Source organism: Enterobacter cloacae complex sp. GYL001, from assembly GCF_049237125.1.
Classification (GTDB): domain Bacteria; phylum Pseudomonadota; class Gammaproteobacteria; order Enterobacterales; family Enterobacteriaceae; genus Enterobacter; species Enterobacter hormaechei_C.
In genome coordinates this window covers 164,099-182,671 of record NZ_JBMKGW010000005.1, presented here as the reverse complement: position 1 = coordinate 182,671, position 18,573 = coordinate 164,099, and the positions used below count along the sequence as shown (strand labels likewise).

At 56.8% G+C, this 18,573-nt stretch carries 16 protein-coding genes; 4 read left to right on the top strand and 12 right to left on the bottom strand.

From position 1 onward, the window contains the following. Positions 1-16 precede the first annotated feature (16 nt). A complete protein-coding gene (locus tag ACOTWU_RS12110) occupies positions 17-940 on the top strand; it encodes a LysR family transcriptional regulator (protein WP_220719553.1) in 924 nt (307 codons plus the stop codon). Here ACOTWU_RS12110 and ACOTWU_RS12105 read toward each other — a convergent pair. After that, positions 931-1,815, bottom strand: coding sequence for a LysR substrate-binding domain-containing protein (locus ACOTWU_RS12105; RefSeq protein ID WP_017382331.1), 885 nt, complete (start codon positions 1,813-1,815; stop codon positions 931-933). The genes ACOTWU_RS12110 and ACOTWU_RS12105 overlap by 10 nt on opposite strands. A gap of 111 nt (positions 1,816-1,926) precedes the next feature. On the opposite strand from ACOTWU_RS12105, the gene ACOTWU_RS12100 reads away from it, so the two are divergent. The 3 genes from ACOTWU_RS12100 (at position 1,927) to ACOTWU_RS12090 (ending at position 5,317) form a co-directional block, all read left to right on the top strand. After that, entirely contained in the window at positions 1,927-3,408 is a 1,482-nt protein-coding gene (locus ACOTWU_RS12100; RefSeq protein ID WP_126498547.1) for a UbiD family decarboxylase, read from the top strand. Positions 3,409-3,732: 324 nt separating this feature from the next. Further along, the gene (locus ACOTWU_RS12095) at positions 3,733-4,020 is read left to right on the top strand and encodes a VF530 family DNA-binding protein (RefSeq protein ID WP_003857097.1); all 288 of its coding nucleotides are present in this window, start codon (positions 3,733-3,735) and stop codon (positions 4,018-4,020) included. A gap of 7 nt (positions 4,021-4,027) precedes the next feature. Next, positions 4,028-5,317, top strand: coding sequence for a glycoside hydrolase family 10 protein (locus ACOTWU_RS12090; protein WP_023296643.1), 1,290 nt, complete (start codon positions 4,028-4,030; stop codon positions 5,315-5,317). Positions 5,318-5,355: 38 nt separating this feature from the next. Here the strand turns inward: ACOTWU_RS12090 and dsbG are convergent, their stop codons facing one another. The 11 genes from dsbG to ACOTWU_RS12035 all read right to left on the bottom strand — a co-directional run bounded on the left by dsbG (position 5,356) and on the right by ACOTWU_RS12035 (position 18,322). Next, positions 5,356-6,132 (bottom strand): thiol:disulfide interchange protein DsbG, encoded by a 777-nt coding sequence (dsbG, locus tag ACOTWU_RS12085; protein ID WP_015570501.1) that lies wholly within the window; start codon positions 6,130-6,132, stop codon positions 5,356-5,358. A gap of 41 nt (positions 6,133-6,173) precedes the next feature. Beyond that, complete coding sequence (locus ACOTWU_RS12080; protein WP_198922803.1) at positions 6,174-6,731, bottom strand: RNA polymerase sigma factor; 558 nt, start codon at positions 6,729-6,731, stop codon at positions 6,174-6,176. Between the two features lie 5 nt (positions 6,732-6,736). Then, positions 6,737-7,150, bottom strand: a complete 414-nt coding sequence (locus tag ACOTWU_RS12075; protein ID WP_023303756.1) for a hypothetical protein — start codon at positions 7,148-7,150, stop codon at positions 6,737-6,739. Between the two features lie 189 nt (positions 7,151-7,339). After that, on the bottom strand, positions 7,340-8,890 hold the full coding sequence (locus ACOTWU_RS12070) for a methyl-accepting chemotaxis protein (protein ID WP_023303757.1): 1,551 nt from the start codon (positions 8,888-8,890) through the stop codon (positions 7,340-7,342). Between the two features lie 95 nt (positions 8,891-8,985). Beyond that, positions 8,986-10,002 (bottom strand): LacI family DNA-binding transcriptional regulator, encoded by a 1,017-nt coding sequence (locus ACOTWU_RS12065; RefSeq protein WP_023303758.1) that lies wholly within the window; start codon positions 10,000-10,002, stop codon positions 8,986-8,988. 28 nt (positions 10,003-10,030) lie between these two features. Continuing rightward, positions 10,031-11,437: a sucrose-6-phosphate hydrolase gene (locus ACOTWU_RS12060; RefSeq protein WP_126498549.1), complete on the bottom strand. Its 1,407-nt coding sequence runs from the start codon at positions 11,435-11,437 to the stop codon at positions 10,031-10,033. Continuing rightward, entirely contained in the window at positions 11,437-12,807 is a 1,371-nt protein-coding gene (locus tag ACOTWU_RS12055) for a sucrose-specific PTS transporter subunit IIBC (protein WP_003857085.1), read from the bottom strand. The genes ACOTWU_RS12060 and ACOTWU_RS12055 overlap by 1 nt, the downstream gene beginning before the upstream one ends. Before the next feature lie 66 nt (positions 12,808-12,873). Beyond that, on the bottom strand, positions 12,874-14,391 hold the full coding sequence (locus ACOTWU_RS12050) for a carbohydrate porin (RefSeq protein ID WP_023303760.1): 1,518 nt from the start codon (positions 14,389-14,391) through the stop codon (positions 12,874-12,876). 171 nt (positions 14,392-14,562) lie between these two features. Then, positions 14,563-15,459 carry an aminoimidazole riboside kinase gene (locus ACOTWU_RS12045; RefSeq protein ID WP_032648360.1) on the bottom strand — a complete coding sequence of 299 codons (897 nt, stop codon included), beginning with the start codon at positions 15,457-15,459 and terminating at the stop codon, positions 14,563-14,565. An 88-nt stretch (positions 15,460-15,547) separates the two neighbouring features. Then, positions 15,548-16,759, bottom strand: coding sequence for a diguanylate phosphodiesterase (locus ACOTWU_RS12040; protein WP_126498550.1), 1,212 nt, complete (start codon positions 16,757-16,759; stop codon positions 15,548-15,550). An 87-nt stretch (positions 16,760-16,846) separates the two neighbouring features. After that, positions 16,847-18,322, bottom strand: coding sequence for an alpha/beta hydrolase (locus ACOTWU_RS12035; RefSeq protein ID WP_047056816.1), 1,476 nt, complete (start codon positions 18,320-18,322; stop codon positions 16,847-16,849). Positions 18,323-18,573: the final 251 nt, after the last annotated feature.

Genomic DNA, 18,573 nt, shown 5'->3' with positions numbered 1-18,573 from the left:
ACAACGGCAGCAAGCTATGACGCACAATAAGATGCCCTCCTCCGATATGGATATGGACCTGATCCTGACGCTGGATGCGTTACTCAGGGACCAGAATATCACCCATGCGGCCGCGCGGCTGGGCATCAGCCAGCCGGCGATGTCTGCCCGCCTTGCGCGCCTGCGCGTGTTGTTCGGTGAGCCGCTGTTTGTCCCTTCCCCACACGGACGTGGGGTGTTACCGACGCCGCGCGCCGAGGCGTTAAGACCGCAGGTCGCGACGGTTTTGCAGGGGATATCGGCGATGCTTGAACCCACCACGTTCAACGCGCAGAACAGCAACCGCACCTTTGTGATTGCCCTGCACGAGAACCCGGCGCTGATGCTGGGGGCAGAGTTGCAGAATCAGATTAGCAGCGCAGCACCAGGCATCCGTCTGCGTTTTGCGCTTCCCGAAACCCCGCTGCTGCCAGCGCAGATGGAAAATGGCGATGTGGATATTTATGTCGGCATTAACGCGGTAGCGCACGATGCATGGGTCAGACGTAAGCTGTTTGACGATGAATATGCCACCGCCCAGCGTAAAGGCCATCCACGCGGTACGGGGCCGATGGATCTGGAAAGCTATTGTAGCCTTTCCCACCTGGTGGTTTCATCCGAGGGCGACCCGTTCGCGGGCTTTGTCGATCGGCATCTGGCGGGGCTTGGTCACCAGCGTAACGTGGTGATGTCGACGCAAAGCTATGCGATGGCGCCTGCGATTGTTGCCGGTACCGATTTGCTCTGCACCCTACCCAGACGCATGTTGCTACGTTTCACGCAAACGCTTGATATTTTTCCGCCGCCGCTGGATCTGCCGCCGATCGTCATCGGTATGTACTGGCACCCGAAAAACAGCCAGGATCCCGCTAACCGCTGGCTACGTGAACAGCTTCTTCAGGCCGCCGGACGTCAGGTGTGATCGAGGATACTCATCAATTTTTTCAGCACCTCAGAGCGAATAATCCGGTGGCAAACCAGCGTCAGCTCGCTCTCCCGGAGTCGGTCAAGAATATCCACAAAGACGACGTTTTGTACACATATCGCCTTCGCTGAAGCTGGCAGCATGGCGATGCCAAACCCTGCCGAAACGAGGCTTATCACCGTGGGAACATCGGTGGCATTTTGCACAACGTCAGGCTGTATGCCCGCGCTGTGGCAGGCATCATAGAAATATTGCTCCAGCCCCATCCCCTCCGGGTCGCGCAGGGCGATCCACTTCTCCTCTTTCACCGACGCAAGCGTCAGCGCGGCGGAGCCCGCCAGGCTGTGTTGACGAGGTAAGGCCAGCACGGCCTTTTCCGTTGTAAAAGGACGACTTTGCAGATCGTCAGGCAATAGCGGTAACGGGGCACGAATAATGGCCACATCCAGCTGGTTGCTTTGCACGCCGGTATAAAGGGTTTGCACGTTACCCGTCATCATGGAAAGGCTGATGGCGGGCCATTTCTCATGTAAAAGCCGCAGCGCGGCGGGTAGCTTACTGTCGAATATCGCACTTGAAACACATCCGAGATTCAGCACGCCCTGTTCCCCTCTGGCCGTCTGTCTGGCATCCAGAATCGCCTGATCGGTCATTAAAATCGCGACTCTGGCTTTACTGAGAAATGCCTCACCGGCTGGCGTCAGCGTCAGGCGACGATTCGCCCGGCTAAAGAGCAAGACCCCAAGACGATCTTCAAGCGTTTTTATCTGCTGGCTCAGCGCTGGCTGCGCCATGTTAAGGCGCTCCGCCGCCCGATGCATGTGAAGCTCTTCCGCCACCACGATGAAATTGCGCATCAGTCGAAACTGCATACCATGCCTTTATTATTGATAATAAAATTCATATTAAAATAGCATAAATGATGCAATTGATAGCCCTCTTCGTCCGGTTAAGAATGGAAGCCTTCATCCGAGGAGGGAAATATGAAAAACCACATCAACGATCTCAGAAGTGCTATCGAACTGCTCAAACGCCATGAAGGTCAATACCTTGAAACCAGCCATCCGGTCGATCCTGACGCGGAGCTGGCGGGTGTGTACCGGCACATTGGTGCTGGCGGCACGGTAAAACGTCCGACGCGCATTGGTCCGGCGATGATGTTTAACGCTATTAAGGGATATCCCGACTCCCGTATTCTGGTCGGAATGCACGCCAGCCGCGAGCGGGCGGCGCTCCTGTTGGGCTGCGAGCCCTCTGAACTGGCGAAACACGTCGGCCAGGCCGTGAAAAACCCGATTGCTCCCGTTGTGGTTCCGGCGGCCCAGGCGCCGTGTCAGGAACAGGTGTTTTATGCCGACGATACGGACTTCGATCTGCGTAAATTGCTTCCGGCACCGACCAACACGCCGATAGATGCCGGTCCGTTCTTCTGTCTGGGGCTGGTGCTGGCAAGCGATCCGGAAGATGCCTCCCTGACCGATGTCACTATTCACCGTCTTTGCGTTCAGGAGCGCGATGAGCTCTCCATGTTCCTTGCCGCGGGTCGCCATATAGAGGTGTTCCGTAAGAAAGCCGAGGAGGCGGGCAAGCCGTTGCCGGTCACGATCAATATGGGTCTCGATCCCGCTATCTATATTGGCGCCTGTTTCGAAGCCCCTACCACGCCCTTCGGCTACAACGAGCTGGGTGTCGCCGGTGCGTTACGTCAGGCACCCGTCGAGCTGGTGCAGGGTGTGGCCGTAAATGAAAAAGCGATTGCGCGTGCGGAAATTATTATTGAAGGCGAACTGCTGCCGGGCGTGCGCGTAGAAGAAGATCAGCATACCCACACCGGGCACGCGATGCCGGAATTTCCCGGCTACTGCGGGGAGGCTAACCCCTCCTTACCGGTAATCAAAGTGAAGGCCGTCACGATGCGTCATCAGGCGATCCTGCAAACTCTGGTGGGACCTGGCGAAGAGCACACCACGCTGGCCGGTTTACCAACGGAGGCCAGCATCCGGAATGCGGTGGAAGAAGCCATCCCCGGTTTTCTGCAAAACGTCTATGCGCATACCGCTGGCGGCGGGAAATTCCTTGGCGTATTGCAGGTGAAAAAACGCCAGCCCTCTGACGAAGGGCGTCAGGGTCAGGCGGCACTCATTGCGTTAGCCACTTATTCCGAGCTTAAAAACATTATTCTCGTCGACGAAGATGTGGATATTTTCGACAGCGACGACATCCTGTGGGCGATGACCACCCGTATGCAGGGCGATGTCAGCATCACCCATCTGCCGGGGATCCGCGGACACCAGCTCGATCCGTCTCAGACGCCGGACTATAGCCCTTCCATTCGTGGCAACGGGATCACCTGCAAAACGATTTTCGACTGTACGGTGCCCTGGGCGCTTAAGTCCCGCTTTGAGCGTGCGCCCTTTATGGAGGTAGACCCGACGCCATGGGCGCCTGAACTGTTTAAAAAATAGCGTTAACCGGAAAATCTTCTTCACCCTTCACGGGCTGAGGGTTTCCCACAAAATAATGCCTGCACAGACGGCCCCCTCTCCCTTGAGGGAGAGGGCTGGGGTGAGGGGGAACATACGGCGCTGGTGGTCATTCCGTTCACTTAGGGCATCGCTGAAAGCCCTCAGTTTTTCTGAGGCAACGTTATAGCTTTTTCTTTCAAATTACTGGGTAACCCTCTCCTTCACGGGTGAAGAACCTCACGCTGAAATTGCCGCGTCCCCTGCTTTCTTGTAACCTTTGAGCGTTTATCACATCCCCATAAAAAATGAGACTACCGGACGCCTATGACAGCACATGTTTCCAACGATCCTTTGCATGGCGTAACGCTCGAAATGCAGGTTAACGCGCTGGTTGCGCGATATGGCTGGAATGAACTGGGCAACCGAATCAAAATCAACTGTTTTCGCAAGGACCCGAGTGTTAAATCGAGTCTGAAGTTCCTGCGCCGCACCCCATGGGCGCGGGCGGAAGTTGAAGCCCTCTACCTCGACTCTCTTCACGATGACGGTAACGGGGAACAGGACGAACCGGCGTTTAATCCCTGGACGGATAGCCGGACACCCAGGAGCTAACACGCAAATGATGCGACACGTAAAACGGACTGGCGCGCTGCTTGGCTGCGCGCTTTTACTGGTAAGTTGCACTTCCAAACCACCCAAATCACTCGTTACCCCGCTGCCGCAGGCGAAACCTCTACAGCAGACTAACGAACCCATGCGCGGGATCTGGCTGGCGACCGTCTCCCGTCTCGACTGGCCTCCTGTGTCATCGGTGAATGGCCGTAGCGCGGACCAGCGTATCGCCCAGCAACAGCGGGCGCTGACGGACAAGCTCGATAAGCTGAAAAAACTTGGGATCAACACCGTCTTCTTTCAGGTAAAACCGGACAGTACGGCGCTGTGGGCCTCTAAAATACTGCCCTGGTCAGATACCCTGACGGGGACTATCGGGGAAGATCCCGGTTACGATCCGCTTCAGTTTATGCTGGATGAAGCGCACAAGCGCGGGATGAAGGTTCATGCCTGGTTTAACCCGTACCGCGTTTCCACCAACACGAAGCCGTCGACCATCGCCGCGCTTAACCGCACCTCGTCGCTTCATCCTTCCAGCGTGTACGTCCAGCATCCGGAGTGGATCCGCACCTCGGGGGATCGTTTTGTTCTCGACCCGGGCATTCCCGACGTGCGGGAATGGATAACCCAGGTGGTGATGGAAGTGGTAAATCACTACCCTGTCGACGGCGTTCAGTTCGATGACTATTTTTACACCGAGACGCCGGGGTCCACCCTGAATGATGCCTGGACCTTCAGGCGCTATGGCGAAGGATTTGCGTCAAAAGCGGACTGGCGTCGACACAATACGCAGCAGTTGATTGTGCAGGTTTCAAGGGCGATCAAGCAGGCTAAACCTGAGGTCGAATTTGGCGTTAGCCCGGCGGGGGTCTGGCGCAATCGCTCCTTCGACCCGGCAGGCTCGGACACGCGCGGTGCCGCAGCCTATGATGAATCCTACGCTGACACGCGCAAATGGGTACAGCAGGGTTTACTGGATTACATTGCGCCGCAGATCTACTGGCCCTTCGCCCGCGACGCGGCACGTTACGATGTGCTGACAAAATGGTGGGCTGACGTGGTGAAACCGACCCACACCCGTCTGTATATCGGGATCGCGTTCTACAAAGTGGGCGCGCCTTCCAGAAACGAACCGGACTGGACGGTGAACGGCGGCGTACCGGAGCTGAAAAAACAGCTCGACCTCAACGATTCACTGCCAGACGTTAAGGGCACCATCCTGTTCCGTGAAGACTATCTTAACCAGCCGCAGACGCAGGAGGCAGTAAATTACCTCCGGGGACGCTGGGGTAGTTGACTGAAAAAAGGCAGAAACGTCCTGTTTCTGCCTTTCTTTTACGGCTTCGGCCCGAACATCGCCTCAAGCTGTTTTGCGTCTGGCATACCCACGACCTGTTGCAGTTCGTTTTGCTCATTCAGGTAATAAATAGCCGGTGTGGCATTCGCGCCGAGACTGTCCATTAGCGTCTGGTGATTTTGCAGGATCTCAACGGTTTCCCGGGAAGCCGCAGCTTCAGGTTTCGGCAGCTTTTTCCCGCCGGACAGCTCGTACGTTTTCCAGGCCGACACCGGATCTTTCGCATTCAGGATCGCGGAGGCGTTACGCCCGCTGTTCGGGTTAAGAAATGCAACCAGCAGCGTATTGAGCTGAACCTTGCCAGCCTTCACCCACGGCTGCGCTTCAGCCCAGAACTGCTTGCAGTACGGGCAGAACGGGTCGGCAAAGACGAAGACTTTGCGCGGGGCACTCTCCGCGCCCTCTTTCAGGGGATGCGCCGCATTGAGCTTTTTCCACATCTCGCGGCCCATCGGGGCGTAGATCTCTTTCTGGAAAAAGGCCTCGCTGAGGTTGGTTCCCTTCTCATCATACAGATAGCCAGACACGACGTGCTTTCCGTCAGGGGTCAGAAAGAGCGTCACGCCCATGTCCTGATATTTCCCCAGCCACGCTGGCGCGCCGCCGGGGGCGTCAATTTTCTTGATGATTTTGATGTCCTGCTGTTCACTGAAGTGCTTCACCACATCCGGAAGCGACTCCTCTGCCCTGACCAGCCCTGAAACCATCAGAGCAGAGAGTAACAGCACCTTTTTCTTTGCTAACCGTTGAAGCATAACGACCCCTTTAAAATATTGTTTTTCAGAGTGGTCGAAGTTTATTGTCCTGTCAACGCTTCATAAATATCCTTGAGGCGACTACGCAAAAATCGCACGGCTTTGTGTTTGCGGGATAATAACGCCTGCACACTGTCGCCTGTTTCCTCTGCCAGCATCTTCATGCTGTAGCCCTCAAATTCCGTTTTTTCAAACACCTCGCGCTGAGGTGGCGGCAGTTCCGACAGGGCTTGCCCCAACTCTTCCCATAGCAGCATGTTGAGATACTCCTCCTCCGGCGTTTGCGGTACGCCGAATAACGTTTCTGCAATCTCCTGCTCAGGAAAGTCTTCGTCATCTGCTGTCAGGTACCCCGGCAGTGAAACCTCGTGCTTTTTTCGCGCCCGGTCGATCATCTCATTTCGTGCGGCGCGAAACAGCCAGGCGGCGACGTTCTCGACCGGTTGTTCCACTTTCATCAACTGCCAGGTCACTTCCTGAAGAATATCATCGACATCATCACGAACCGCAGTCCGTCCGCGAATGAAGGCTTTTAGCCGCGCGCGGCAGGCATTGAGTGCCGAGATCAGTAATGATTCCCCCACCTCACCGGCTTTCATATTGCTCACTCGGCTTCCGGCGCTTTCGCAGCGTTATCATCTCGCTTTTCATCCCGGCCATCGTGCCACCGGCAATGACCGTGGCGCCCAAATCCCGCCCGACGCTGCTGAATGAAGGCCTCACGTTGTTCGGGGCTCATATTCATCCATTGTTCGTGCATACGGCGGTGCGCACCGAACATACCAGGACGGAAACCCAGCCCACCGAAAAGAATGCGGCTCAGCAGCAGGATCCCCAGCGCCTGCCAGAAGCCAATGGCTTTAATCCCCAGGATGGCCGGGAGCAACGCGTTCCACAGGGACATGACCAGCAGGCCAAGCACCACGAACAGGACTGCGCCAATCACGATGCCCTTACCCATACGATGGCGGCCCAAACCACGCCCGTGACCTTTTCCGTGCATATCAAAATTTCTCATGTGTACCTCGTTTATGTTGAATGATTATGGTCTCTGATGAGGTAGACGGATGAGGAACAGAAATATTGCCGGGGAAAGATAAAATTTATGTGATAGCGGCTTTGTACGGATAACAGTAATGGCTGAAGGAGATTGTGCAGCGGATACATGCAGACATCAAAAAGGCTCCCCCAGGAGCCTCTCTGAACATCACGCCGTAGCAGGCAAACTAAAGCTCGAGATACTCTGGGAAAGCTGCTGCGCCTGCTCCTCCAGCGAGGCCGCGGCGGCGGCGGATTGCTGCACCAGCGCTGCGTTCTGCTGGGTCACACCGTCCATCTCCGTTACGGCCTGCCCAACCTGACCAATCCCGCGGCTCTGCTCTTCTGAGGCAACCGAAATCTGTTCCATCAGCGTATGCACTTTATTCACAGAGCTGATAATAGAATCAATCACCTCTCCCGAACGATTCACCAGTTGTGCACCGTTTTTCACGCTGGAAACAGACTGGGCGATAAGGCTTTCAATATCTTTCGCCGCCACCGCGCTTTTTTGTGCCAGGGTGCGCACTTCACTTGCTACCACGGCAAATCCTCGCCCCTGCGCGCCAGCACGCGCCGCTTCAACGGCCGCGTTTAGCGCCAGAATATTAGTCTGGAAAGCAATGCTGTTGATGACGCTGGTGATGTCTTCAATACGCTTCGAATTGGACGCGATAGTATTCATCGTTTCGATGACTTCACGGGTTACCGCTTCACCGGTATGGGCATTTTTCACGGCATCCTGCACCAGCTTACCGGCCTGGAAAACGTTGTCGGTGTTATTCGCCACCGTCGCGCTCAGCTCTTCCATGCTGGCGGCCGTCTGGGTCAGGGCCGAAGCCTGTTGCTCGGTACGGGAGGCCAGGTCGATATTGCCGGAGGCAATTTCCTGCGCCGCATGCGTCACGGTGTGGCTGGCGTCGCGCACCTGAGAAATGGTGGAGAGCAGCGCCTGGCGCATCTGCTCCATCGAGGACATCAGGTGATCGATTTCATTCCCGGAATCACGCTTGATCGGTACCGGTACGTCCAGCTTCCCGGCCGCAATCTGGCGACAGTGCTCGCGCGCCAGGTTCACCGGCGCAAAGACCACGCGTTTCATCAGCAGGCTGACGGCGAAGATCACCACCACGAACAGCACCGCAATGCAGGCGATAATAACCAGACCCGACACGAAATTATGGCTCGCATCCTCGTTCAGCGTTTTGGCGTACTTCTGGTGAACGGAGAGAACCTGATCGAGCACAATTTCATATTGGCGATCGAGTTGAGACACCACGGGAATAAGAGCGTTGAACCGCGACACATCGTGAGCGGCGGCAGCGGCGATGAGAGGCGCCAGTCCCTGGTTACGGTAGTTTTGCCACGCCTCCTGGTAGGCAGTGACCAGCGGGGCTTCGTCCGGCAAACGCGGCGAGGCCATAAACGCCGAAAATGCACTATCGGCTTTGGTCAGCGCCTCTTTAACCGAGGCCAGTTTCGCAGACAGATCGGTGGCGTCCCCCGCTTCCACCATTTTCACATACTCCATAACCCTGACGCGCAGGGTTCGGCTGTGGTTAATGGGATCAATAATGGACAGAACCACCTGAATTTCTTTGTTCACATTATCCAGCGAAGTATTACTTTTAATGATGAGCCCAACGCTGGTGATAGTGCTGGCCACAAAGAAGAAAAGCAGGGAAAACAGGATAATCAGGGATGATTTTTTCAACGACATAACACACCTCAGGGATATAATTTCCCTTTGGTTATCGGCTGAATCCAATCTTTAATTAATTAAAGTTATTGATGTCACCCTAAGACGTTACCCTGTCACTCCACGGACTTGTATCGCCGTTGCAGGGTGGCATCCAGCTTACGCTGGATCGGCTCCGGCGTTTCCCCTTCAATCAGTTTGCCAATCAGATCAAAGCAGTGCCAGGCGAGCTGGCGGTTATCCTGACGAACGGTATCGACAGGAATGGTCAGAGAATCATAGAGATAGTGATCGTCAAAGCTGGCCAGACGCATATCGCTTTGCAGCAGATTATGTTGCCCCATATAGCGCAACACCCCTTCCAGCAGACCGCAGGCGGCGGTAAAAAGGGCTTTTGGCGGGCGGCCCAGGCGTGCGCAAAGCTCGGCAAACATTTCGTAGCCGGAGCTCGGATGGTAATTACCATGAATGATCCACTCCGGACGTAACTCGACGCCAGCGTCACGCAGCCCCTGCTTAAACCCTTCAAGACGGTCACGCGTCGGGGAAAGCCGCGGCTGACCGCCGAGGAAGTAGAACTCATCCGGATGCTGGCGCGCGATGTCGGCCACCAGCGTGGCGGTTGGGGTAATTGAATCGGTGAGAACCAGCGGCAAAGAACTGTCGTTCATATGACGGTCAAAAAGCACAACGGGCAGCTGTTCGCTCAGCTTTTGATAGTCCGCGTCGTTGAGCATGCTGGAGGCGACAATCAGCCCGTCCACCTGGCGGGCCACCATGTTATTGACCACCACCGTCTCCTGGCCCGGATTTTCATCGCTACAGGAGATCAGCAGCTGAACACCCGCCTCGCGGCAGAGGGTCTCCAGCTCATGAGAAAAAACGGCAAACCCGTAGTTGGTGATTTCCGGCACCACCAGACCAATGGTGTGGCTGCGGTTGTCCCGCAGCGAACGGGCGTGAATGCTGGGCTGATAATGATGTTCTTTGGCAATCGCCAGCACACGCTCGCGTGTCTCCTCCGCCACCCGAAGCTCTTTGCTGCGGCCGTTCAGAACCAGGCTGGCGGTGGCTTTTGATACCCCCGCGAGCTCCGCGATATCTTTAATGGTGACGCGTTTTGTTTTTCTCACAACGACTTAGATCCGGCTGCCAAAACCTCTATTCTATCATGCAGCTGCGCAGCGACCAGTAGCGTAATGTGATATCGGACGCACCTTCGAAGCGTACCTGGGCCGGATGGTCAGGAAAATAGCGGCTGCTCATGACGCCTTCACCGTGATTGATGAAAATTTCGACGCTGGAACAGTCGCACAGCACGCGTAAATGATGAACATTGCCCTGCCAGTAGCGGGTCAGCGTGTCTGTGGTTTTCAGACTGGCGCGTTCCAGACGGATCCCCTCATCATCCACAATCAGCCGCAACGCGCCGGCAAAATCCACGTTCACGCTCGATGCGCTCAGTTCGAACTCAAGACGCGCTCCCGCCAGCACCGGGGCATCGCTGGCGCGTCCCTGCCAGAGATGTTCATCCTCGCGCAGCGTTTCCAGCTCACGGACGGGGGTTTGCCAGAGCTTACCGTCGCGGTAGCGCAGTTCGCGAGGACAGGTCATCTGGTGGATCCAGCCGTGCGCCCGCGTAGGCTGGAGCATCTCTTCGCCGTCCGGCACGCCCATCCAGCCGATGAGGATGCGGCGGCCATCTTTTGCCACCGTGGTTTGCGGCGCGTAAAATTCGAAACCGGCGTCAAGCTCATGCAGCTCGCCGTGCGCAAATGCAGGCGTTTGATAATCAAATGCCCCACGCATCCAGACGGCCGGATAGGTGTTGAGATAGCGATGCGGTTCGCGCGCCAGCCCCTGCGGGCAGCAGATCAAGACGTGTGTGCCATCAAGCTCAAACAGATCCGGGCACTCCCACATATAGCCCGCGTCCGTGAGTCCGTTGACGCCGTGACCGGCGATTTCGCCGCAGGACGCCCAGGTGTGTAAATCGGCTGACGTAAACAGCAGCACCTTGCCGCGCTGCTGTCGATCCTGCGCGCCGAGCACCATGTACCACAGCCCGTCATGCCACCATACTTTCGGATCGCGGACGTGCCCGGTGTACCCGTCCGGCAGGGGCAACACCGGTCCCAGTTTGGCAAACGTGCCATCGTCATTTTGCACCGCCAGACACTGCCAGGCGGTGCGGCCGCCATCGTCAAACTTAACGTTGCCGGTATAGCACAGGGTCAGCACGCCGTTGTTATCCACGGCGCTGCCGGAGTAACAGCCATTGCGGTCATACTCTTCGTCAGGCATCAGCGCCATTGGCTCGTGCTGCCAGTGCACCAGATCTGCTGAGCTCCAGTGCCCCCAACACTTGTAGCGATGATCGCAGCCCAGCGGGTTCCACTGATAAAACAGATGGTAGCGCCCGGCAAACCAGATAAACCCGTTCGGATCGTTCATCAGCCCTGTCACCGGTGCGGGATGCCACTGCGGATAGTGGCTGTCCGCCAGCGCACGCGGCTGGCCTTGCATAACGGCCTGCAACACGGCAGGCCAGCGGGAAGATAAGGTCATTATTCAGAGTCCGTTTTATATTTCAGCAGCAGAGAGACGGTGAACGCCACGCCAAAGGCAATCACCATGCCGATTATATAGTTGAGCAGCGAGCTGGCCTGGACAATCGCCATGCCGGGAAGCGCCGTCAGGCCAACGGCGGTCATGTAGACATGCACCGACACCACCCAGGCACCGCCCGCCGCACCACCGATCAGCGCCGCGATAAACGGCTTCACAAAACGCAGGTTGATGCCAAAAATTGCCGCTTCGGTGATGCCCAGCATCGCGGAAAACGCCGACGGTAAGGTAATGGCTTTGATTTTGGCATCGCGGGTTTTGAACCACACCGCCAGACACGCCCCGCCCTGCGCCACGTTCGCCATCGCCCAGATCGGCAGCAGGAAGTTAACGCCAATCGACGGATTACCCAGCAGCCCGGCCTCAATGGCGTGGAAGCTGTGGTGAATGCCGGTAATGACAATCACCGAATAGAGCCCACCAAACAGCAGCCCGGCCAGCCAGCCCGCGTGGGCAATCAGGGTGCTAAGAATGAAGGAGATCCCGTCGCCCAGCGCGCGTCCCGCCGGGCCAATAATCAATAGCGCAATGAAGCCGGAGATAATGACGGTCAGGAACGGCGTCAGGATCAGATCTAACGCATCCGGGATCGCCCGGCGCAGCTGTTTTTCCACAATGCTCATAAACCACACCGCCAGCAGCACCGGGAAGACGGTTCCCTGATAGCCAATCATGGCGATTTCAAGACCGAAGAAGTTCATGGTGTGGAAGCCGGATGCTACGCCCCAGGCGTTGGTCAGCGCCGGATGAGTCAGGATGCCGCCGAGCGTTGCCCCCAGATACGGGTTGCCGCCAAACTCCCGCGCGGCGGTGAAGCCAATCAGGATCGGCAGAATAATAAACGCCGCCGAGCTGCACATATCCAGCATGATATAGAGCGCGTTATCCGGATTAACCCAGCCGTAGGTTTTAACCATCCCCAGCAGGCCCATCAGCAGACCCGAGGCCACGATCGCCGGGATAATCGGCACGAAGATGTTGGAGAGCAGACGCGCGATACGCTGGAACGGGTTCAGCTTGCGGGCCGCAATATCCGCCGCTTCCGATTTACTGGACTCGCTAATCCCTGCCGCCTGAATAAACGCGGCGTAAACCTTATTCACCACCCCGGTGCCGAAGATCACCTGCATCTGCCCGGCGTTTCGAAAACAGCCTTTCACGCCTTCAACCTTGCCGATAGCCTGCTGGTCGGCAAGCGCATCATCGACCAGCACCAGACGAAGGCGCGTGGCGCAATGTGCCGCGCTGGCAATGTTCTCTTTGCCACCGAGCAGCGGAATAAGCTCGCGCGCAATATGATTAAAATCCATAGATACCTCTTCCTGACCTCTTTTTATGGTGTTCGAAACGCCCCCGCGATGCGGGAGCGTGAAGGGTTAAAACCAGGTTTCCATCTGCACCCCAAAGTTCCATTCCCCGCCCGCGTTGAAGCCGCTGCTGCCAAAGGCGTCATCGCTGGCGTAGTTATCCAGCTTGCTGCTCCAGTCCATCCAGGTGGCGAACAGGCGCAGCTCCGGACGGCTGAAGAAATCGCCAATTTTGCCCGCCTTTAACGTCGGGGCGAAGGTCAGCTTGTAGAAGCTACCGTTAACCGCATTGCGATCCTTGTAGCCTTCCGGGCTTAAATCCATGTACTGATAGCTGCCTTCGAACGCGAGGGCGAAATTCTGGGTCACCTCTTTGATCAGACGCGTATTGAGCGTGACCCACTCATAGCTGTCGCCCTTCACGTAGCGGTCCTTACTGCTTTGCGCCAGCACGGCGGGCGCAATGTGCCAGCCACCGCCCAGCGGCGTGACACCGTAACTTGCAAAACGCCAGGTATCGGCTTCTGACAGCAGCGCGCCGTCTGAACCAATGCTTTTCACCTCGGCGCCCAGACCGTGGCCGTAAAGCAGCGCCGTTTTGGCGGAACCTTCCCGCAGGCCGTAGAAGCTCTCGTTATGCAGACCAACCAGCGCATGTACCCCGTTATTGGCCGCGTCGGTTTTAATCGGATCGCCGTTGCTGTCCTTACGGTCGTCATTATCTTTTGCCCGTAAGCCGCTGACCATCATCTGCACCGGCCCGGCGAAGTGATTCATGCTGAGGATGTAGTTCTGAACGTTGTTGTCGATCTCCTCTTCGCTGCCGAAGTTACGGCCATAAAGGGAGAAGTTACTGCGCAGCGTATCGTTCCACTTCACGTCGTAGACGCCGCCGCCGGTCCCGGCGAGAAACACCACGTCGGAATCCAGCCAGTGAATGTCGAAGTTGTCGCGGTCAAAACGCTTACCCGCCCAGAAGGTACTGCCCTTCAGCGCACCGGTAAAGTCAGGCAAATTGCCCAGCTCGGCAAAGGCCTGACGAATGTTCAGGTCGCTGCTGTCTGCCGACCAGTCGTTATAGGTTTTCTGGCCGTCGGCCAGCATCGCCTTAAAGCGCGTCGTCGCACCATTCTCCAGCGTCTGTTTGTGCTCAACATTCAGCTCAACGTAGGTATCCGCTTCGTTCCCCAGACGCCCGATGGCCCCGCCCGTTTCCCCGGCGGGCGTCAGATAAGGGCCGCTTTTGCTGCTGGAGGCCGCGTCGTTCATCAGCAGGCCGGAACGGGCGTAACCGTGAAATTCAAAACCGCCTGTCCGGTCGGCTTTTTCTTCCAGCACCGTGGTACGTTGCGCCACCGCCTGTGTGGAGGTTTGCGCTTCCTGCTGCGCAGCCACCAGCTGCTGTGTTTTCTGTTCCGCTGCCGTTGCGCGCTTTTCAGCAACCTGCGCGCGGGTTTCCGCCTCCTGCAAACGCTGCTCCAGCGCCGCCAGGCGCGCTTCGATACGTGTCATATCCGTCTGGGCAAAAACAGAGGTACTCCCGGCCAGCATGCCTATCATCACGGCAAGTCTGCGTTTTTTATACATTTTGTCGCATCCCTAATAACTATCGGTGAAAGTGCTAAATTGCTAAACCGGTTTAGGCTGATGATACTAAACCGTTGAATTTTGGATCGGCAACGTTTTTTGCTAAACCGTTTTAGTAAGTGTGATCGAGGCGACAATTCAGGCCGCCGACCGGAGGCCTGGAGAGGTGAATTACAGTTCGTGATGATAAGGCAGCGCGGTCATTGCCCCTTTTGCGGTTGTCGCCAGCGCCCCACAGCGCTGCGCCAGCGTGATGACCTCTGAAAGACGGGCCTGGCCATCACGAGCCAGACCGAACAGCAGCCCGGCGACGAAAGCATCCCCCGCGCCGGTGGTATCAATGCATTCCACGGGTGATGCAGGATAGTGCGTCAACGCGCCTTTCTGCCAGGCGGTGACGCCCTCTTTTCCCTGTGTCACCAGCACCAGCCTGGCCGGACAGGTGCGCATCAGCGCCGCCAGCCCCTCATGGACCTGCGCATTTCCGGTTAAGAACGCCAGTTCTTCCACCGAGATTTTCACCACATCTGCACAGGCTAATGCCCGCTCAAGGCACTGACGCAGCTCGACTTCATCGTGCCAGAGATCGGCGCGGATATTGGGGTCAAAGCTGACGAATCCCCCCGCCAGTCTGATAGCGGACATCGCCTGAAACGTCGCGGAACGGCTGGGTTCGGCGCTGAGCGCGATAGAGCAGACGTGCAGCCACTCCCCGGCGCGGAATGGCGGGAGATCGGCAGAGTCGAGGAATAAATCAGCGCTCGGTCGAACCATAAAGGTAAAGGAACGTTCACCGTCGTTATCGAGATCCACCACCACCGTGGAGGTGCGATGCTGCGGGTCCAGGCGCAGCCATTCTGTATTAACCTGCTCATCCGCAAGCGTTTTTTGCATAAAACGCCCGAAGGGGTCGTCGCCCACCCGGCCTATAAAGGCGCTTCTGCCGCCCAGACGCGCAACCCCTACCGCGACATTGGCCGGTGCGCCGCCAGGACATTGCAGCAGTTTGCCCTCTCCGTCGGGCAACAGATCCACCACGGCATCGCCAAGTACCCAGATCGTCTCCATATCACCTTCTTAGCTAAATCATGTTAAACCGGTTTAGCTATTTAAGCACAGGCAGGTTGTCGGGGAAATATGGCGAGGGAAAATTTGCTTAACCCACCCGATGGGGCCAGTGGATATCACCTACGCCATTGAGCTGCGGGCGGGCGAACAAAAAGCCCTGGAAGCGGCGAATACCGGCGGATTCAAGCCAGCACCACTCTTCTATCTTCTCAATGCCTTCTGCGACCAGCGTAATCTCCAGATCGGTGCAGCAGCTGATTATCGACTTCACAATCGCCTGCTTGGGCCCGCTCAGGTGGATATCGCTGACGATCTCTCTGTCGATTTTGAGCTTATCCGGCTGAAACCGGGTGAGCAGTGAAAGACCAGCATAGCCGGAACCAAAATCATCTATCGCCAGCCCAACCCCTTCCGCGCGCAGCTGTTTAATGGCGCTGTTAAACTGGTTGAAGCCAGAGATCATCTCGCTCTCAGTGACTTCAATGATCACCTGCTCTGGCTGTAGATTGTGCTTTTTGATCTGCGTTACCAGGAACTCTACCGCGCCCGGCACGTTAACCAGCGACATTGGCAGCAGGTTCACCGCCAGTTTGTGGCTGCCGATGCCGAGCTTTTGCGCCAGCGCAAAGGTCCAGGCTTTGGTTTGCAGGTCGACTTCGTAAATCTGTTCACGATCGAGACTACTGAAGAAATGCTCCGGGCTGCCGCCGTCGTTTCCGCGTATAAGCGCTTCGAGAGAACTGATTTTGCCTTCGGACGGCTCGACAATGGGTTGCAGCGCAAACTGGCAGGGCTGTCCCGCCAGCAGACCTAACCCTTTACCAAACGGCGCGCGCTCTCGCGAAAGCGTCCATTTATCAGGCTCATAGTCCGAAGCGGGTGGGATAGCGGTTTTGCCGGTGATAAAGGTCTGAATAAATTTGAAGACCCGATCCTCAGAAGTCAGATAGCTTTCCAGCTTGCTGTAATGCAGAACCGACGCCAGAACCGCTTTCGGGGTCTGAACATCCAGGTCAAACAGCAGCATTCCCACGTCTTCGAAACGTCTGCGCGGGCCGTAATCGCGCATCAGCTCCACCACGCCGGTATGCCGGTCATCCGCACGGATGGTGTTAAAAAGCGCGATGACGCTCTGTTCCGTGCCTTCGAGAATTTGCAGAACGTCACGTCCACGGGAGAGAAGAATGCCTGAGATGCCCTGCTCCGTATTACGGATCCTGGCCTGTTCAACCAGCGCGCTTAACGCTGCGGAGGTGCAGGTTAAGCTCAGCTGGCTTCGATAAATAAGAGTTGTCAGCACAGAAACGGGGTCCGGTATGGGGTATACGCCTGAACGGTACTGTTTAACACAGTTCCCCGGTGTGACCTAATCTATTCCACGTTGGGCTTAATTCTCCCCGATACGGCTGTCGATCCGCGTCTGCATATAATCGTAGAACGGATTCGACGTCACGCGCATCAGCGCATCTTTGCCAACGCTCAGAACCGATGTTTCTCCCCACAGGGCTATCGTCCCCAGGCTGATACCGTAGTGGTTTTTCACCTCAGGATGGCGGCCATACAGATCGTCATCAGGCGGGAACGGAATAGCAACATGCGACAGGGAATAAACCTCCTGCGGATACGCGACAGACAGCGGCATCACCGTTTCCCGGGTGCTACCCGCTGGCGTCGTCTTCGCCACCATATCAAACCTGTCGGGGCTGGCATTGGTCACAATTGTGACACTGTAACGCCTTTTTGCCCCGGGCAGCAGGTCAGCCACCGCCGTCCAGGATGATGGCCTGAACAGTGGACGGAAACTCCCGGCCTGGTTGATATCAAAAACTACCAGTTCGCTGCCGTTTGCCGGAAGCTGGTCAAACAGCCCGCTGACCACGGCGCGGGTACTGACCGTTGAATCCATGACCGACTGAAACGCCAGCACCGGCGGAAGCTGCGCCAGTTTGTGATCATGAACATCGCGGTTTATCTGCTCATGCAGCGCCTGGGTAAGCAGCCAGGACTGACGTGCTGCATTCACCGGGAACGAATTGTATTTATAAGGATTATATTCCGGCGAAATATTGAGCCACGCGGCTTTGGCAAACGCCGGTAACATGGCCGGTAGCCCGGCGAATCCGGCAAAGCGCGCAAACGCCGTGACGCCAATCATCGGTGAGAGCAAAACGATCTGCTGAGGTTTACGCAGTTCAGGCGCATCAAGAGCGTCGAGGGCGTATTTCATCGCCAGCGCCCCGCCGTTGGAGTAGCCCACCAGATGCAGGGGGAGATCGTTCCCCGTCAGGCGTGTCGCTTCACGAACCGCAAGGCGCGATGCGGCCAGCCAAGCCTCCCAGTCAACGTCTGTCAGCGCGCCCGGCGCCGTGCCGTGTCCGGGCAAACGAGGCACTACGGCCACAAAGCCGTGCTGTTGATAATTCACAGCCAGATGCCTGACGCTGTAGGGCGAATCCGTCAGACCGTGTAGCAATACCACCGCCCCGCGCGGCTTTCCGGCAGGCATCAGCACGAACGACCGGTTTGCATCCGGGGAAAAGTGTCCTGGCCACACCAGGCTCTGGCGGTAATAACGGTTCAGCGGCGTGCGCTCTGCGGGTGTGACATTCGCCGTCACCTCAGCGTCGAGAGCGGTGAAGATGGCGTTTTCCCGCGCGACATACGCTGCGAAGGTCGCGTTATCCATCTCCTGCACGGACATTTCGTCAGCCCGCCAGGTGTGCCAGTGATGCAAGGCCGGCCCCTGCTGCGAAAGATAAACCCGCACCGCCAGCAGCACGAGCACAATGATCCCGATGACCATCGCTATTTTTTTTGCGAGAGCCATCAGGCGCACGCTGACCCGCCAGGGCAAATTCGCCATGTTAGGCTCCCTCCCTTATCCACAGAGCGTTCATCTTACCAAAAAATGTGAAGAGGCTGACGTATTCACCAAATAGATACCGCTCAGGCCGGACACTGCACCAAAAGTGAACTACGCTGCACAAATGTTGAGCATCTGTTAAACAAATATTGCATTAACTTTGCTGCACAGCGCGTTTTCGCCGCAATGTAAACATGGCACGCGTCCTGCATTGTTAATCCGGTAACAGAAACCCGGACTTTGACAGCCAG

Bases quoted from the DNA above. Each gene is read 5' to 3' on its own strand.
- ACOTWU_RS12060 (WP_126498549.1), bottom strand. From the start codon at position 11,437: ATGACCTTATCTTCCCGCTGGCCTGCCGTGTTGCAGGCCGTTATGCAA.
- ACOTWU_RS12095 (WP_003857097.1), top strand. From the start codon at position 3,733: ATGACAGCACATGTTTCCAACGATCCTTTGCATGGCGTAACGCTCGAA.
- ACOTWU_RS12070 (WP_023303757.1), bottom strand. From the start codon at position 8,890: ATGTCGTTGAAAAAATCATCCCTGATTATCCTGTTTTCCCTGCTTTTC.
- ACOTWU_RS12035 (WP_047056816.1), bottom strand. From the start codon at position 18,322: ATGGCGAATTTGCCCTGGCGGGTCAGCGTGCGCCTGATGGCTCTCGCA.
- ACOTWU_RS12050 (WP_023303760.1), bottom strand. From the start codon at position 14,391: ATGTATAAAAAACGCAGACTTGCCGTGATGATAGGCATGCTGGCCGGG.
- ACOTWU_RS12100 (WP_126498547.1), top strand. From the start codon at position 1,927: ATGAAAAACCACATCAACGATCTCAGAAGTGCTATCGAACTGCTCAAA.
- dsbG (WP_015570501.1), bottom strand. From the start codon at position 6,132: ATGCTTCAACGGTTAGCAAAGAAAAAGGTGCTGTTACTCTCTGCTCTG.
- ACOTWU_RS12045 (WP_032648360.1), bottom strand. From the start codon at position 15,459: ATGGAGACGATCTGGGTACTTGGCGATGCCGTGGTGGATCTGTTGCCC.
- ACOTWU_RS12110 (WP_220719553.1), top strand. From the start codon at position 17: ATGACGCACAATAAGATGCCCTCCTCCGATATGGATATGGACCTGATC.
- ACOTWU_RS12055 (WP_003857085.1), bottom strand. From the start codon at position 12,807: ATGGATTTTAATCATATTGCGCGCGAGCTTATTCCGCTGCTCGGTGGC.
- ACOTWU_RS12105 (WP_017382331.1), bottom strand. From the start codon at position 1,815: ATGCAGTTTCGACTGATGCGCAATTTCATCGTGGTGGCGGAAGAGCTT.
- ACOTWU_RS12080 (WP_198922803.1), bottom strand. From the start codon at position 6,731: ATGAAAGCCGGTGAGGTGGGGGAATCATTACTGATCTCGGCACTCAAT.
- ACOTWU_RS12075 (WP_023303756.1), bottom strand. From the start codon at position 7,150: ATGAGAAATTTTGATATGCACGGAAAAGGTCACGGGCGTGGTTTGGGC.
- ACOTWU_RS12090 (WP_023296643.1), top strand. From the start codon at position 4,028: ATGATGCGACACGTAAAACGGACTGGCGCGCTGCTTGGCTGCGCGCTT.